Raw genomic sequence first — 15,778 nt, forward strand, 5'->3', positions numbered from 1 at the left:
AATACGATAAATCACTATTTAACACTTGCGATAGTCGCGTTACGGATGTATATCTAACTAAGAATCATTATTATTCTTAGCTGGAGTTGTAGCATGGCTAAACGCTTTTGTAAGTTAAACCGTCGAGATATCACCGAACACTTGGGAGAAATCCACAGCTTGGTCACTGAACCAAAGTTCGTGTGCCGCTCTTGTGCGCGCTCATCGTCGGATCAAGCGAATCTATGCAAACCAACAGCCATCCCACCGATTGATTGTCAGAATAGACCCGCTGAAGAAAAAGTCGCGTGTGGTCTACTTGCTGAAACATTGCCAACTCCAGAAGTTTCTCTTATTGAGGTAATGGACAGCGTTGAGCCAACGGTACAAATCTTTGATCCTGCTATCGTAGAAAAAGCGGATAAAGTCGCGTTGAAAAAAGCCAAGCTGAAAAAATTGATGGCGAAGGCGAGCGGCGATGAGAAAGCTGAACTCAAACAAGCGAAGAAAGCGGCGAAGAAACAAGAGAAGTACAACAAAAAGCTAGCGAAGATGATTAAGAAACAGCAAAAGCTGTTCAAGAAAAGCCAAAAACTGGAAAGTGATCTTGAACGCATCAACCTACAACTTGATGACGTTGCCTTCACTGAAAGCAAGACTCAGGTGGTGAGCCACAATCACATCCACTGAAGTTAATTCGAAGAGCTTATTGCTACACAGATGATTTAAAAAGAGCGACCTACGGTCGCTCTTTTGCTTTCTGGGTATTATTTTAAATAAGAATCTTGCTAGTCAAACAAAGCTTATTAGTTAAATACAGCTTGTTAGCTTAACGCGCTAGGCATTGCTAGCATCTCTCGCAACACGCTTCTTCACCCACGTCTCATTGACGAACAAAGAGAACAAGATAACGGCACCACCAATAGACAAGCGAACCAAATCGACATCTCTGTTCCAAATCAGGATGTTCACCACAAGGCCAGCTGGAACTAAGACATTGTTCATCACAGCCAGTGCGCCAGCATTGACCATGCACGCGCCTTTATTCCACATAAAGTAACCCAGCCCCGACGCAATCAAGCCAAGGTAGATAAGGATTCCCCATTGAAGAGTGGTGGTTGGCAGCTTCTCTGGGTTGCCCAGTAGCATGAAAGCAACGGAAGCGACGCATAACGCCCCCAAGTAGAAGTAACCAAATACGGTTCGCTGAGGTAATTCAGTCGATTCCTTCTCCATCACCACCTTGTAACTCACCTGACCGATAGCAAAGCACAGGTTCGCGCCTTGCACGACGAGGAAGCCAACTAAAAAGTTCTCATTGATGCCCGCAAATTTAATGAATACCGCGCCCAATACCGCAATTGCCGCAGTCACTAAGTACCACGGAGAGAATTGCCCTTTGAGGAAGTCATAAATAAGCGTGACGTAAATTGGGGTAAAAACGGTAAACAAAAGGACTTCAGGAACGGATAACAGTAAGAAAGACTGATAGTAGAAGCAGTACATTAAGCCAAGCTGGATGCCACCAATGGCCATCAATTTAGCGATCAGCTTACGCGAGACGCCACGGAACTTAAGGAAAGGAAGAAACACGATACCTGCAAGGGCAACACGCATCAGTACAGAGAACCAAGCATCAACCTGACCAGCAAGGTAAACGCCGATCAGGCTAAAGGAGAAGGCCCATAGGAGGGTAACACCAGCTAAATAGCTCATAGTAAAACTTCGTTAATAAGATATGAGCTGTATGTTACCTAACCTTAATTCATTAGTCTTCTGAATCTCTTAGAGGCACGACCAGCATATCCACCGGAGAGGCGTTGATCAGTTGTCGTGTTGAAGAAAGTAGCTTGCTCCAGAAATCTTGATGGTGACCACAAACCACCAAATCAACATTGAACTCGTTGATGGTGTCACACAGCTCATGACTCAAATCGCCACTGCCCACTAAGGTATGGGTGATTGGGTATTGAGCATGCTCAGCAAAATTTTGCAGCTGAACTCGAGATGCTTCCATCGCGTTATGTTGGGTTTCTGCCATGTTGATATCAATTAGGCCGGTATACAGCTCTGCGTAGTTAATATCGATATGGATAAAAGAGACTTTGGCTTCCAATGGCTTAGCCAATGCTACCGCTTTATCCACAATTAATTTGCTGTCTTCTGATAAATCGACCGCGACCAAAATATGTTTGTAACTCATATCGCTACCTCCTTTATTCATTGTCTGATTTAAGATTAGCACTATGCGATGGCTTTTTTTGCTGAAGTGATCTCATATCCACTGTCTTGCGTAATGACAGCTCGAAATATTGGTTAACTAATGGCCTGCGAGATATTCATTAAATAGTGATATAGTAGAGAAAATTGAGGATGTAATTAGGAGTCTTAAATGCTGTCAAAAACTATGGTTGAGCAACTGAATGATCAAATTAACCTAGAATTTTTCTCATCCAATCTATACTTACAAATGAGTGCTTGGTGTGAAGACAAAGGATTTGAAGGTGCAGCAGAGTTTCTGCGTGTTCATGCAGTAGAAGAAATGGAACATATGCAGCGTCTTTTCACTTACGTAAGTGAAACAGGTGCAATGCCAATTCTAGGTGCAATTGAAGCGCCTAAACATGAATTTGATAGCCTTGGTGCAGTGTTCCGTGAAACTTATGAACATGAGCAGATGATTACTCAAAAGATCAACAAACTGGCTCACGTTGCTTTCAGCACACAAGATTACTCAACCTTTAACTTCCTGCAATGGTACGTTGCAGAGCAACACGAAGAAGAGAAGTTGTTTAAAGGTGTATTGGATAAGCTAGAGCTTGTTGGTGAAGACGGTAAAGCACTGTTCTTTATTGATAAAGACTTAGCGCAATTGGCAAAAGATGGTTCATCTTCAATTATGGAAGCTCCTGCCGTTTAGGTAGTACGGGAAAGACACTGATTATCTTTTTCTTTTGAGTTTTCTTATGAAGATGTAGGGAGGAAAGGATGATCAGCGGCGACACTATTCTATTTGCACTAATGGTTGTGACTTGCGTGAACTGGGCGCGATATTTTACTGCGCTAAGAACACTCATTTATATAATGCGAGAAGCACATCCTCTACTTTATCAACAAGTAGATGGAGGTGGATTCTTCACAACTCATGGCAATATGACCAAACAGGTTCGCTTGTTTAGTTACATCAAAAGCAAAGAGTATCACCATCACCACGACGAAGTGTTTATGTCGAAGTGTGATCGCGTAAGACAGTTGTTTATACTTTCTTCCGCTCTGCTGGGTGTAACGTTGCTTTCTTCTTTCATCGTCTAAGTTATTTAGTACGTGTGAAGTAGAGTTTAGGTTTTGGTGTAAAGCTTCGGTTGTTGGTTCGCTAAGTCAAGTAGTGGTTTTGCTGCTGTCTGCAAACTGTACAATTGAACATCAATTGCAAAGTTTAAAATTGCCGCTAGAATAGCGAGCAATTAGTAAGGATGTGCTGTTTATGCACATCCTTTTTTATTGATGGCATTTCGAGAACAGGGCGTACTCGAGGTGCAAAAGTGAAGAAAGCAGAACCCCAATGAGTGAAAAGTTTGATGTAATCGTAATTGGTGCGGGCGCCGCGGGCTTAATGTGTGCTGCGGAAGCGGGTAAACGTGGCCGACGAGTGCTGGTGGTTGATCATGCAAAGAAACCAGGCAGAAAAATCTTAATCTCAGGTGGCGGCCGTTGTAACTTCACTAACTATGATGTTTCAGCCAACAACTTCCTATGTAATAACCCTCACTTCGTGAAGTCAGCTTTATCTCAATACACCAACTGGGATTTTATCTCGATGGTGAGCAAGTACGGTATTGAGTTCGAAGAGCGAGACCACGGCCAATTGTTCTGTGTGAATGACCACACTGCAAAAGACATCGTGAGCATGTTGCTTGAAGAGTGTAAGCAGGCGAAAGTTGAACAGCGCTGCCGTTGTGATGTTCACTCCATCGAAAAAACAGACGCTGGCTTTAAGATGCACCTTAATACCGACGAAGTTGAGTGTGACTCACTTGTCGTGGCGACGGGCGGTTTATCGATGCCGAAACTAGGCGCGACGCCATTTGGCTATAAGATTGCCGAGCAGTTTGGTTTGTCTGTGATGCCGACTACAGCGGGTTTGGTGCCATTTACTCTGCATAAAGAAGACAAAGAAGCCTTTGCTGAGCTTTCAGGAATCGCGATTCCTGCCGAGATCACCGCGCAAGACGGCACCTTATTCAAAGAAGCGTTGCTGTTTACTCACCGCGGCTTATCTGGCCCTTCGGTATTGCAGATTTCTTCGTTCTGGAAAGCGGGTCAATCAGTTTCGATTAATCTAGTACCAGAAGTGGACGTTGCTGAGCTACTTGAAAACTCTCGTGAGAAGCACCCAAATCAGAGCCTGAAAAACACCTTGGCGAAAGCACTACCAAAGCGTTTTGTGGAAGTGTTGGTTGACCGCAAAGAGCTGGAAGACAAGCCGCTCAAGCAGTTCAATGAAAAACAGCTGAATGACATTGTAGAGCATTTAGAGAACTGGAAAATAGCGCCAAACGGCACGGAAGGTTACCGAACGGCCGAAGTGACTCTAGGCGGTGTGGACACCAATCATCTATCTTCAAAAACCATGGAATGTAAGGACATCAAAGGCTTGTACTTCATTGGTGAAGTCATGGACGTAACAGGTTGGCTTGGTGGCTATAACTTCCAATGGTGTTGGAGCTCTGGCTTTGCAGCAGGCCAGTGGGTTTAAGCTTTGAGCTTATCCATTAGATTTTAAATTACATAAAAATGGCGAGTCATATGACTCGCCATTTTTGTATCTATAAGCGGTAATCTAGCTCTAGATTCGAATTTATCGATAGCTTTTCGTGCTCAATCGAGTCTTTTGGCTCATTTACTCATTTACTCATTTACTCATTTACTCATTTACTCAGTCACGCAGGTTTGTTTTTTGAAAACTTGACCTGTTGAATCACCAAGCCGGCAATGATCAGTACCAAGCCAAACAGGGTCGCTGGGTGAATCTCTTCACCAATGATGGTCGAAAGTAGCATCAACGAGATAAACGGCGAGGCAAAAATCAGATTGCTGATACGCGCTGTGTTGTTGGTCAGCTTCAGTGCTGATAACCACAAGACAAAGGTAATGCCCATCTCAAACAGGCCAACATAAGTCACCGCCATCCAGCCTTTCGCTGTGATTTGACTAAAGCTCTCGCCTTCGTAAAGGGTTAAACCGATCGCGAAGGGCAATGCCACTAAGAAACCAAGCAATACGCCAATCACAGGGTCAGCCTTGTTTTTGGTGTTTAGAATCCAGTATCCCGCCCAAAGCAAGGTTGAAAGTAGCGCCAGAGCCACACCGAGTGGACTATCGAACTGCATTCCTAGCACATCGCCTTTGGTGGCAATGACCACCACACCGGCATAACTGAAGGTACAAGCAATCCAATCTTGCTTACGAATCTTTTGTCCGAGAAAAACCGCCGCCATCAAGGTTAGCGTGATTGCCCAACTGTAGTTGATGGCCTGCGCTTGAGATGCAGGCAATAGGTCGTATGCTTTGAATAGAATCAGGTAGTAGGCCAGTGGATTGACCAAGCCGAGCAGTAGGTAATACCAAGGGTTTGAAAGAAACGTAGTACTCAGCTGAGAAAGCTTGCCTTGAAAGGCGCAGATGGCGATCAGTGCCATTGATGACACTATGCTGGCAATGGTCAGCATTTGAATCGGCGAAAACTCAGCAAGGGTCAGCTTAAAAGCAGTAGCAACTGTTGACCACAGTAATACCGCGGAAAGGCCAAAGCCCAAGGCACGACGTTCGTTCATAGCAACTCATTCTAATTTGATGGGACAGAATACGGAGCGCCTAGTCTATCTGTCGAAATTTAATACGGCAAACTGGACATTTATCCAGTATCAAAATACCATTTAATGAGTTACTTCCAATTAGGCTAAATCATTATCATGCAATGGATTATCGAACATCAAGCACCGCTTATTGCTGCTATTTCTGGCGCGCTCGTCAGCGGCGGTGTGGTGGGTTGGTGGATCAAACAGAAGTTCTCTTTTCAACAGCGACTTCTTGAACAGCAGCTAGAGTCCGACCGTTTGCTGCATGAGTCTCAACAATCCCAGCTCAAATCCTCGCTCGCAGAGGCGCAACAAGAGCTTAATGAGTTGGATGATGACCGAGACAAAGCGGCATTCGAGCTCAAGCAAGCCCATGGCAAGGTGATGGCCGCGATGGAAAAGCTTCGCTACTTTGAGGCGGTCAAGCAAGAGCGCCAACAGTATGCCGATGATATCAATGTTCTTAAGGAGCATAAGTCTGAGTTAGAGGCTGAGCTTCGCGAGCAAGAGGCAAGACATGACCAAGAAAACCTCGCCAACAGTGAAAAGCTGCAACTGCTAGAACAAGCAGAATCTCGACTTAAGCAGCAGTTTGAACTGTTAGCGAATCAACTGTTTGAGAGTAAAACCGCTAAGGTCGATCAACAAAACAAGCAAAGCTTAGAGGGTTTGTTGTCGCCGCTGAAAGAGCAACTAGAAGGCTTCAAGAAACAAGTGAACGACAGCTTTAGTCAAGAAGCCAAAGAGCGTCATACCTTAGTTCATGAGCTTAAAAACCTGCAACGTCTTAATGAGAGCATGACACGTGAAGCGGTTAATCTGACCCAAGCACTAAAGGGCGATAATAAACAGCAGGGTAACTGGGGCGAAGTGGTACTGGCACGGGTGCTGGCAGAATCAGGGCTGCGCGAAGGTCATGAATACCAAACTCAAGTGAACCTGCAAAACGATGCGGGCAAGCGTTACCAGCCAGATGTGATTGTGCATCTGCCACAAGACAAGCAAGTGGTGGTGGATTCAAAAATGGCTTTGGTGGCGTTTGAGCGTTACTTCAATGCTGAAACTGATCAACAACGTGATGCTGCATTACGTGATCACTTGGCTTCATTGCGCGCGCACATTAAAGGCTTGAGCCAGAAGGATTATCATCAACTCAAAGGCATACAGAGCTTGGATTATGTGTTGATGTTTATTCCGGTAGAACCTGCGTTTCAGGTGGCGATTCAAGCCGACCCTAGCTTAGTTAAAGATGCGATGGAGCAAAACATTATCTTGGTCAGCCCTACCACTCTGTTGGTGGCACTGCGTACCATTGATAACTTGTGGCGTAATGACAGACAGAACCAGAACGCGCAAGTTATCGCGGAACGTGCGAGCAAGCTTTACGACAAATTACGCCTGTTCGTTGATGATATGGAAGGTCTCGGCAGTTCATTAGATAGAGCCAACCAAAGCTACCAAGGAGCGATGAATAAGTTGGTGACTGGGCGTGGCAATGTGATCCGTCAGGCGGAAAGCTTCAAGCAATTGGGTGTTGAGGTGAAGAAACCGATTTCGGTAGGCTTGGCTGAAATGGCGCAAAATGAGGCTTTTTCAGAAAATGTCTCTTTAGTAGAAAGACAACCTACTGAGGATAAAGTAAACTAATCGGCCGCAGCGCCTCTAAATAGAGAGTGTACTGTCGATGAGAACTTACCATGGTAGATAACAGCATTATGGACACAAGCGTGCAGACAAATTCAGCAGTAGAGTCAGAAACCACACACTTTGGTTTCGAAACAGTCGCAAAAGACGAAAAAGTCGCGAAAGTAGCAGAGGTATTTCACTCTGTAGCCGCTAAATACGACATCATGAATGACTTAATGTCGGGTGGTGTTCACCGCTTGTGGAAGCGATTCACGATTGATTGCAGTGGCGTTCGCCCTGGTCAACGCATCCTAGATCTTGGTGGTGGTACTGGCGACCTGACTGCGAAATTCTCGCGTATCGTTGGCGAAAAAGGCCACGTGGTTCTTGCTGATATCAACAACTCAATGCTGAATGTTGGCCGCGATAAACTGCGTGATAGCGGTATTGTTGGCAACGTACATTACGTTCAAGCCAATGCTGAAGAGCTGCCTTTCCCAGATAACTACTTCGATTGCATTACCATCAGCTTCTGTCTGCGTAATGTTACCGACAAAGACCAAGCGCTGCGTTCAATGTACCGTGTGCTGAAGCCGGGCGGTCGTCTGTTGGTTCTTGAGTTTTCTAAGCCAGTACTTGAGCCTCTTTCAAAGGTTTACGATGCCTACTCTTTCCACCTGTTGCCAAAAATGGGTGAGCTGATTGCCAACGACGCAGACAGCTATCGTTACCTTGCAGAATCAATCCGCATGCACCCTAACCAAGAAACCTTGGAAGGCATGATGCAAGAAGCGGGCTTTGAAAATACAAAATACTTCAACCTAACGGGCGGCATTGTTGCGCTGCACCGTGGTTACAAGTTCTAGTCGAACTTGGTAGCAGGCTCGTAGGGCGTGCTAAAAAATAAGAATAAAGACAGAACGGATAGGTTAACGCTTATCCGTTTTCAAAGGTAAGGACAGTCATGCCATTTGATCCATTGGTCACCGCGGTTATTGAAACCTCTTTAAATACTTTCGTGAACGATGATCCAGCCTTGGTTCGTCGTTTGTCTCGTTTAAAGGGGCAGATCATTCAAGTTAATTTGAAAGAGCTGAATAAAACTCTCACTTTCGTTTTTAGCCAACAAATCGATGTGTTGTCTGAATATGAAGGGCAGCCTGATTGCTACCTATCTTTGAACCTATCGGTACTGCCTGAACTGCGTGAGCAATCGAACATCACCAAGCTGATCAAGCAAGATAAGCTGATCTTAGAGGGTGACATTCAACTCGCACAAAAATTTGCTCAGCTGATGACAGACTGCAAGCCGGACTTAGAAGAGTGGCTATCGCGCGTAACGGGCGATGTGGTTGCGCATACCTTGGTACAAGGCGTTAAAAACGTCGGTGGTTTTGTGGCGAAGCAAGCAACTAAGCATCAAAACCATGTTGCTCAGGTTCTGACAGAAGAGTGGAAGATTGCACCGGCTCCGTTAGAAGTGGTGCATTTTTGCGATCAGGTTGATGACGTAAAAAGCTCGGTAGCTCGCCTTGAAGCTAAGTTGAACGCTCTGTTGGAGAAAATATGACCCCAACAGAACTGAAACGTCTTTATCATATTATCAAGGTACAGTTAGAGTACGGCCTTGATGAATTGATGCCTGAGCACCATTTGACTAAAGCTCCTTTGCTGGCGCGAAAGTCACTGTTTTGGCTTAAGAACAAGCATCAAGATAAAGAGTTGGGTCATCGCTTACGCCTTGCGCTGCAAGAACTTGGGCCAGTGTGGATCAAGTTTGGTCAAATGATGTCGACACGTCGTGATCTGTTCCCTCCTCATATCGCTGATCAATTGGCGTTATTGCAAGACCAAGTCGCTCCATTTGATGGCGCATTGGCCAAGCAAGATATGGAAAAGGCACTGGGTGGCAGTTTAGATAACTGGTTTACCGACTTTGATATCGAGCCATTGGCCTCTGCTTCTATCGCTCAGGTGCATACGGCAAAGCTTAAAGAGAGCGGCCGCGAGATTGTTCTGAAGGTAATTCGCCCTGATATTCGTCCGGTGATTGATGCAGATCTAAAACTGATGCACCGAATGGCGCGTATAGTCGCTAAGTCGCTTCCTGAAGCACGTCGTTTGAAACCGGTTGAGGTCGTTCACGAGTACGAAAAAACGTTAATTGATGAACTGGACCTGCGCCGAGAGGCAGCCAATGCCATTCAGCTGCGACGTAATTTTGAAGGCAGCGAAGAGCTGTATGTCCCAGAGGTTATCCCTGATTTAAGCAGTGAAACCCTGATGGTATCAGAGCGAATCTATGGTATTCAGGTTTCCGATATTGAAACTCTGAACGCCAACGGCACTAACATGAAATTGTTGGCAGAACGTGGTGTGACGGTATTCTTCACTCAAGTATTCCGAGACAGCTTCTTCCATGCCGACATGCACCCGGGTAACGTATTCGTTAATCCAGAAAATCCAGACAACCCTCAGTGGATTGGTTTGGATTGTGGCATTGTTGGCACGCTCAATAGCGAAGATAAGCGTTATTTAGCAGAGAACCTGCTGGCCTTCTTCAATCGAGATTACCGTAAGGTCGCAGAGCTGCACGTGGATTCGGGTTGGGTGCCACACGACACCAACGTTAACGATTTCGAGTTCGCGATTCGTATGGTGTGTGAGCCGATTTTTGCAAAACCACTTGGCGAGATCTCATTTGGCCATGTGTTGCTAAACTTATTTAATACAGCAAGACGTTTCAACATGGAGGTTCAACCTCAGTTGGTGCTTCTGCAAAAGACCTTGTTGTATGTCGAAGGCCTAGGCCGTCAGCTGTATCCGCAACTTGATTTGTGGGCAACGGCGAAGCCTTTCCTTGAAACCTGGATGATGAATCAGGTGGGGCCGCAAGCTGTGATCAACGCAGTAAAAGAGCGTGCGCCATTCTGGGCAGAAAAACTGCCAGAGCTGCCAGAGCTACTTTATGACAGCTTGCGCCAAGGTAAAGCCATGAACCACAGAATGGATCAGCTTTATCAAGGTTACCGAGATAGTAAGCGTCAGCAAGCAACAGGAAAGTTTTTGTTTGGCGTTGGAGCTACTTTAGTCGTATGCTCCGCAATATTAGTTTCAAGCCCTTATGAGCAGCTATCTATGGGCTGTGGCATCGCAGGTGTCACATTTTGGCTGCTAAGTTGGCGAGCTTACCGTCGTTAGACAGTAGACTCCCTTAATATTTTTTATGTGTAGACAGACCCGAGGACAATGACAATGGGTGGTATCAGTATTTGGCAACTTCTAATCATTGCTGTGATTGTAATTTTACTTTTCGGAACGAAGAAACTGCGCGGTATGGGCGGTGACTTAGGTTCAGCGGTGAAAGGCTTCAAAAAAGCAATGAGCGATGAAGATAAGCCTGCAGATAAGAAAGACGCAGACTTTGAACCAAAGAACATTGAACAGCAGAAGAAAGAAGCTAGCGCTGAAACGACTGCTGAAACAAAGAAAGACAAAGAGCAGGCGTAAATCGTGTTTGATATCGGTTTTTGGGAACTGGTATTAATATCTGTCGTTGGGTTAGTCGTTTTAGGACCTGAGCGTTTGCCTGTGGCGATTCGCAGTATTTCCAAGTTTGTTGGACAAGCGAAAAGCATGGCAAACAGTGTGAAAGATGAACTTTCTCACGAGCTTAAGGTGCAAGAGCTGCAAGAAAACCTACGCAAGGCGGAAAAAATGGGTATGGAAGATTTATCTCCAGACCTAAAAGCATCAGTTGATGAACTTAAGCAGGCCGCTGCTCAAGTTCAACGCCCGTATGCTAAGCCTGAGTCTGATAAGCCGAGTGAGACTGAACCTAGTGTCACGGAAACTGTGGAATCTGAAACCATTCAGGTCAACAGTGAAGCTTCAGCACCGTCAGATAAGAAAGCCGAATAGTCTCGCAAGGAGGAGTCGCCAGATGCTTATGTAGTTATTTAAGTAGACAGCTATTTAAATAAATAACTATTCAAGTGGATAGATACGCACGCACGCACGCGGCTCCTTTTCGATCTTCCTGTTTAAGAGGTTTGACATGTCTTCGACTGAGCAGACACAGCCTTTAATTAGCCATCTTCTAGAACTGCGTAATCGCCTATTGCGCGCGATTGTTGCTGTTCTGGTGGTGTTTGTTGGGCTAATTTATTTCGCTAATGATATTTATGAGTTCGTCTCTGCACCTTTGGTAGATCGTTTACCTGAAGGCGCGACGATGATCGCAACTGATGTAGCATCACCATTTTTCACACCCTTAAAACTGACCTTGATCGCGTCTATATTCCTCGCGGTTCCGTTTATTTTGTATCAGGTGTGGGCCTTTGTCGCTCCGGGCTTATACAAGCATGAGAAGCGCTTGATCATGCCGTTATTGGCTTCAAGCTCATTGCTGTTTTACTGTGGTGTGGCGTTCGCTTACTTCATTGTATTCCCGTTGGTATTTGGCTTTTTTACCGCCATATCATTAGGGGGAGTAGAGTTCGCAACCGACATATCGAGTTACCTTGATTTTGTGCTCGCGCTGTTCTTTGCCTTTGGTATCGCTTTTGAAGTGCCAGTCGCCATTATCTTGCTATGTTGGACGGGTGCAACGACACCTAAAGAACTGGCAGAGAAGCGTCCTTACATTGTTGTAGGTGCGTTTATTGTCGGCATGATGCTAACGCCGCCTGATATGATTTCGCAGACACTGTTGGCGATTCCAATGTGTATTCTGTTTGAGATTGGTCTGTTCTTCGCGCGTTTCTATGTGCGTAAACCAGATGCGGATGAAGAGGAAGAAGCGGAGTCTTAATTCGCAGATGCCATGTTCGCAGATGCTATAAAAGCAGTAGTCATTACGGATGAGCATGATCGTTAGAGTTCTTCAGTAACAATCACATAATAAAAAAGCGGCCCTAGGCCGCTTTTTTATTATGTCTGTTTATCGAATCTTTAACTGATAACCACAGTTCTGACATATATAGAGCTCTTTGATGCCCCAAATTTTATGCCACAGAGTTCGATGTTGACGTTGTAAGTGTTGTGAATGGTCACACATAATCAACTACCTCCATATGCAGGCGGTTGATAGTATACATATCACCTAGTTTTCTCAAATGAATTGAGGATAAATCCGTAATATTTACTTATTAATAGATTTGTCATAGATTAAACAATGATTTAGCATTGATGGTGGTTATATTTTCGACTTCTTCAAGGGTAATTCCGCGTAATTCAGCGATGCGTTTTGCCACCAGTTCGGTGTACGCGGGCTCGTTGCGTTTACCGCGATTCGGTGTTGGTGCTAAGTATGGGCAATCTGTCTCTAGGATGACGTAATTCATATCAAGATGTGGAATCACCTTATCCATCCCCGAGTTCTTAAAGGTCGATACGCCGCCTAAACCTAAATGAAAGCCTAGCTCGTTGATCGCTTGAGCTTCCTCTAAGCTACTGCCAAAACAGTGGAATACCCCGCGTAAGCTGCCATCTTGTTCTTTACGAAGTAGGGCAAGTGTCTCTTCAATGGAATCACGAGTGTGGATCACCACAGGTAGATCAAGCTCTTTTGCCCACTGCAGTTGAGTCACAAACGCCATCTCTTGTTCAGCCTTGAAGGTTTTATCCCAGTACAAGTCGATACCAATCTCACCCACGGCGATAAAGTCATGTTTATCAAACCAAGCTCGAATGGTTTTGAGGGTTTGCTCGATATTCGCATCCACATAACAAGGGTGTAAGCCCATCATTGAACGACACACCTCAGGAAACTGAGCTTCCGTCGCGAGCATTGGCTCGATAGATTCTAAATCGATGTTCGGCAGCAGAATGGTATCAATACCTTGAGCAAGCGCGCGTTGCACGACTTGTTCGCGGTCTTCATCGAATTCGCTCGCGTAAATATGGGCATGGGTGTCGATCATTGTTGTGTCCTGAAAGCGGTCTTTTCTGAGTTGTCATGAGTATACGGCAGTGTGAGGAGAAGGTCATTTTTTGCCATTTATCCCTGTTTTTGAGTGGGTTTTATATTTTACTGTTAGCGTCCTGAGCCATCAGTGATATGCTTTTGCCTGTATTTAGCACTTTCATATCTGAGCATTTTGGTGCTTAGACTAGGCAAGGAGAATCTAGTGTCTGTTTCAATTCAAGGTCAATTCCCAGGTCGTCGTATGCGCCGTATGCGTAAGCACGACTTTAGCCGTCGCCTAATGGCAGAAAATCAATTGTCTGTGGATGATCTCATCTACCCAATGTTTATTCTTATGGGTAAAGAGCGTCGTGAACCTGTCGAGTCAATGCCAGGTGTTGAACGCCTGTCTATCGATCTTATGCTTGAGGAAGCGGATTACCTGTCAAAATTGGGTGTTCCAGCAATTGCTCTGTTTCCGGTAGTGAACCAAGATGCTAAAAGTTTATGCGCGGCTGAAGCTCATAACTCAGAAGGTTTGGTCCAACGAGCAGTACGCTTACTCAAAGAGCACGTGCCAAATATGGGTGTGATTACTGACGTAGCACTGGATCCGTTCACTACTCATGGTCAAGACGGCATCATCGATGAAGATGGTTACGTGATGAATGACGAGACGACTGAAGTCTTAATCAAGCAGGCACTATCACACGCTGAAGCGGGTGCTGATGTGGTTGCACCGTCAGACATGATGGATGGCCGTATTGGTAAAATCCGTGAAGCGCTAGAAGAAGCTGGCTACATTCATACTCAAATCATGGCGTACTCTGCAAAATATGCATCGTGCTACTACGGCCCATTCCGTGATGCAGTTGGCAGTGCTTCGAACCTGAAAGGTGGTAACAAGAAGAACTACCAGATGGATCCAGCCAACAGCGATGAAGCGATTCATGAAGTCGCGATGGATCTTAATGAAGGTGCGGACATGGTGATGGTGAAACCAGGCATGCCTTACCTTGATATTGTTCGTCGTGTTAAGCACGAACTGCAAGCGCCTACGTTTGCTTACCAAGTATCTGGTGAATACGCGATGCACAAAGCGGCGATTCAAAACGGCTGGCTGAAAGAGCGCGAAACCGTAATGGAATCACTGTTGTGCTTTAAGCGTGCTGGCGCTGATGGCATCCTGACGTATTTCGCTAAAGATGTCGCAGAGTGGCTTGCTGAAGATAACGCACAAGCTGCTGAGCACTTGCAAGGCAAGTAAGTACGATCAAGCAAACCATATGATCACCAAAGGGTTGGCCGTTGTGCCAGCCCTTTTGTTTTATGAGGATGAAACAAGATGTCTGTCATTGTGCGTGAAGGCTCATTAGAAGAGGTTGTTTCTGTTGTTGAACAGATTACCGAGTTCGCCAAAAAAGAGAGTGTAGCGTCTTTATCGGAGCGATTAGCGGGTAAAACAAGCCTGATCCTCGTTGCTGAAGAGGCGGGTGTGTTACTGGGTTTTAAGATCGGTTATGAATTGGATGAAAACACGTTTTACAGCTGGTTTGGGGGCGTGTTACCGATCGCAAGGAATAAAGGTGTTGCACAGGCGCAATTAGATATTCAAGAACAGTGGGTGAAGCAACAGGGCTACCAACAGCTGAAAGTGAAATCTCGTAACCTGTTTCCCGCGATGCTGCGTCTGTTATTGAGAAACGGTTACCTAATTGAAAAATTAGAAGAAAAAGAAGACATTAATGCCCATAGAATTCATTTTCTGAAGAAAATTTGAGCACTGTGGCTAACGGTTTATAAATTAAATGAGATTTATTATCATTTAAGTGTTGACTATTAAATGAGAATCATTATTATTAACTTCGTCTTAGGGAATGAGGAAATGTTCACAAGGATGTTAAGTACTCAAGTATCTACTTGGTTACCCAACAGAATTCTCGCGAACTTGTACTAAGTTCTTTTTGACACGACATTGCTCACATTGCTTCCAGTGTAATTTATAGCTTTTAGGTAAAGCTGTGGTATTCAATTTGAATGGCTTTACCGGTTTTTGCTAGGCGACATCTTCGGGTGTCGCTTTTTTTATACCTCCATTTCAACAAGATGCATATTTAGTGGCACGTTTTTTTATGAATAAAACGCCATCAGCATTCTTTTCCACAATGCAAGATCGAGAAAAGATCGTTGATCATATGTTCGATCTGTAATTTTATCCTTTATTTTCAGTGGTTTATTTGCGTTTTTTTGGTGGTTTACCTTAGTTCTCAACAGGGTGGGTAAATAATATAAACAGAGTTATCCACAGAACGCTTGTGTCTAAGAACAAAAAATAACAACAAATCGATTATTACGAACACAACCGAGTGAACGGATACAGATCGACAACGTAGAATCCAACCAACAG

General features: G+C 44.9%; 17 protein-coding genes. 13 read left to right on the forward strand and 4 right to left on the reverse strand.

Annotation, left to right across the window (positions count from 1 at the left end; genetic code table 11):
- Positions 1-93: 93 nt before the first annotated feature.
- The gene (locus AACT19_RS06505; protein WP_076645778.1) at positions 94-669 is read left to right on the forward strand and encodes a hypothetical protein; all 576 of its coding nucleotides are present in this window, start codon (positions 94-96) and stop codon (positions 667-669) included.
- A 147-nt stretch (positions 670-816) separates the two neighbouring features.
- Here AACT19_RS06505 and AACT19_RS06510 read toward each other — a convergent pair whose 3' ends face one another.
- Both AACT19_RS06510 and uspA read right to left on the reverse strand, forming a co-directional pair.
- Positions 817-1,695, reverse strand: a complete 879-nt coding sequence (locus tag AACT19_RS06510; protein ID WP_004735554.1) for a carboxylate/amino acid/amine transporter — start codon at positions 1,693-1,695, stop codon at positions 817-819.
- 52 nt (positions 1,696-1,747) lie between these two features.
- Positions 1,748-2,182, reverse strand: a complete 435-nt coding sequence (gene uspA / locus AACT19_RS06515; RefSeq protein WP_004735555.1) for a universal stress protein UspA — start codon at positions 2,180-2,182, stop codon at positions 1,748-1,750.
- Positions 2,183-2,371: 189 nt separating this feature from the next.
- On the opposite strand from uspA, the gene ftnA reads away from it, so the two are divergent.
- From ftnA to AACT19_RS06530, 3 genes are all read left to right on the forward strand, one after another.
- Positions 2,372-2,899, forward strand: coding sequence for a non-heme ferritin (gene ftnA / locus AACT19_RS06520; protein ID WP_004735556.1), 528 nt, complete (start codon positions 2,372-2,374; stop codon positions 2,897-2,899).
- A 68-nt stretch (positions 2,900-2,967) separates the two neighbouring features.
- On the forward strand, positions 2,968-3,291 hold the full coding sequence (gene uspB / locus AACT19_RS06525) for a universal stress protein UspB (RefSeq protein ID WP_004735557.1): 324 nt from the start codon (positions 2,968-2,970) through the stop codon (positions 3,289-3,291).
- Between the two features lie 250 nt (positions 3,292-3,541).
- On the forward strand, positions 3,542-4,735 hold the full coding sequence (locus AACT19_RS06530; RefSeq protein WP_076645780.1) for an NAD(P)/FAD-dependent oxidoreductase: 1,194 nt from the start codon (positions 3,542-3,544) through the stop codon (positions 4,733-4,735).
- Between the two features lie 184 nt (positions 4,736-4,919).
- Here the strand turns inward: AACT19_RS06530 and AACT19_RS06535 are convergent, their stop codons facing one another.
- A complete protein-coding gene (locus AACT19_RS06535; RefSeq protein ID WP_004735560.1) occupies positions 4,920-5,813 on the reverse strand; it encodes a DMT family transporter in 894 nt (297 codons plus the stop codon).
- 138 nt (positions 5,814-5,951) lie between these two features.
- Between AACT19_RS06535 and rmuC the strand changes: the two genes are divergently transcribed.
- The 7 genes from rmuC to tatC all read left to right on the forward strand — a co-directional run bounded on the left by rmuC (position 5,952) and on the right by tatC (position 12,276).
- Positions 5,952-7,484 (forward strand): DNA recombination protein RmuC, encoded by a 1,533-nt coding sequence (gene rmuC / locus AACT19_RS06540; RefSeq protein ID WP_004735561.1) that lies wholly within the window; start codon positions 5,952-5,954, stop codon positions 7,482-7,484.
- Positions 7,485-7,549: 65 nt separating this feature from the next.
- Positions 7,550-8,329, forward strand: coding sequence for a bifunctional demethylmenaquinone methyltransferase/2-methoxy-6-polyprenyl-1,4-benzoquinol methylase UbiE (ubiE, locus tag AACT19_RS06545; protein WP_026012235.1), 780 nt, complete (start codon positions 7,550-7,552; stop codon positions 8,327-8,329).
- Positions 8,330-8,427: 98 nt separating this feature from the next.
- The gene (locus AACT19_RS06550) at positions 8,428-9,033 is read left to right on the forward strand and encodes a ubiquinone biosynthesis accessory factor UbiJ (protein ID WP_019350537.1); all 606 of its coding nucleotides are present in this window, start codon (positions 8,428-8,430) and stop codon (positions 9,031-9,033) included.
- Positions 9,030-10,664, forward strand: a complete 1,635-nt coding sequence (gene ubiB / locus AACT19_RS06555; protein ID WP_017079346.1) for a ubiquinone biosynthesis regulatory protein kinase UbiB — start codon at positions 9,030-9,032, stop codon at positions 10,662-10,664. Before AACT19_RS06550 ends, ubiB begins: the two co-directional genes overlap by 4 nt.
- A gap of 54 nt (positions 10,665-10,718) precedes the next feature.
- Positions 10,719-10,973 (forward strand): Sec-independent protein translocase subunit TatA, encoded by a 255-nt coding sequence (gene tatA / locus AACT19_RS06560; protein WP_004735565.1) that lies wholly within the window; start codon positions 10,719-10,721, stop codon positions 10,971-10,973.
- Between the two features lie 3 nt (positions 10,974-10,976).
- Positions 10,977-11,384, forward strand: a complete 408-nt coding sequence (tatB, locus tag AACT19_RS06565; RefSeq protein WP_004735566.1) for a Sec-independent protein translocase protein TatB — start codon at positions 10,977-10,979, stop codon at positions 11,382-11,384.
- Between the two features lie 136 nt (positions 11,385-11,520).
- Positions 11,521-12,276, forward strand: a complete 756-nt coding sequence (gene tatC / locus AACT19_RS06570; RefSeq protein ID WP_004735567.1) for a twin-arginine translocase subunit TatC — start codon at positions 11,521-11,523, stop codon at positions 12,274-12,276.
- Positions 12,277-12,625: 349 nt separating this feature from the next.
- Here tatC and AACT19_RS06575 read toward each other — a convergent pair whose 3' ends face one another.
- Positions 12,626-13,387, reverse strand: a complete 762-nt coding sequence (locus AACT19_RS06575) for a TatD family hydrolase (RefSeq protein ID WP_017079345.1) — start codon at positions 13,385-13,387, stop codon at positions 12,626-12,628.
- 207 nt (positions 13,388-13,594) lie between these two features.
- On the opposite strand from AACT19_RS06575, the gene hemB reads away from it, so the two are divergent.
- Together hemB and AACT19_RS06585 are read left to right on the forward strand one after the other, a co-directional pair.
- The gene (gene hemB / locus AACT19_RS06580) at positions 13,595-14,638 is read left to right on the forward strand and encodes a porphobilinogen synthase (protein ID WP_004735569.1); all 1,044 of its coding nucleotides are present in this window, start codon (positions 13,595-13,597) and stop codon (positions 14,636-14,638) included.
- Positions 14,639-14,716: 78 nt separating this feature from the next.
- Positions 14,717-15,151: a GNAT family N-acetyltransferase gene (locus tag AACT19_RS06585; RefSeq protein ID WP_076645783.1), complete on the forward strand. Its 435-nt coding sequence runs from the start codon at positions 14,717-14,719 to the stop codon at positions 15,149-15,151.
- Positions 15,152-15,778: the final 627 nt, after the last annotated feature.

It is taken from the genome of Vibrio sp. 10N.222.47.A9 (genome assembly GCF_963872585.1).
GTDB classification, from domain to species: Bacteria; Pseudomonadota; Gammaproteobacteria; order Enterobacterales; family Vibrionaceae; genus Vibrio; species Vibrio splendidus.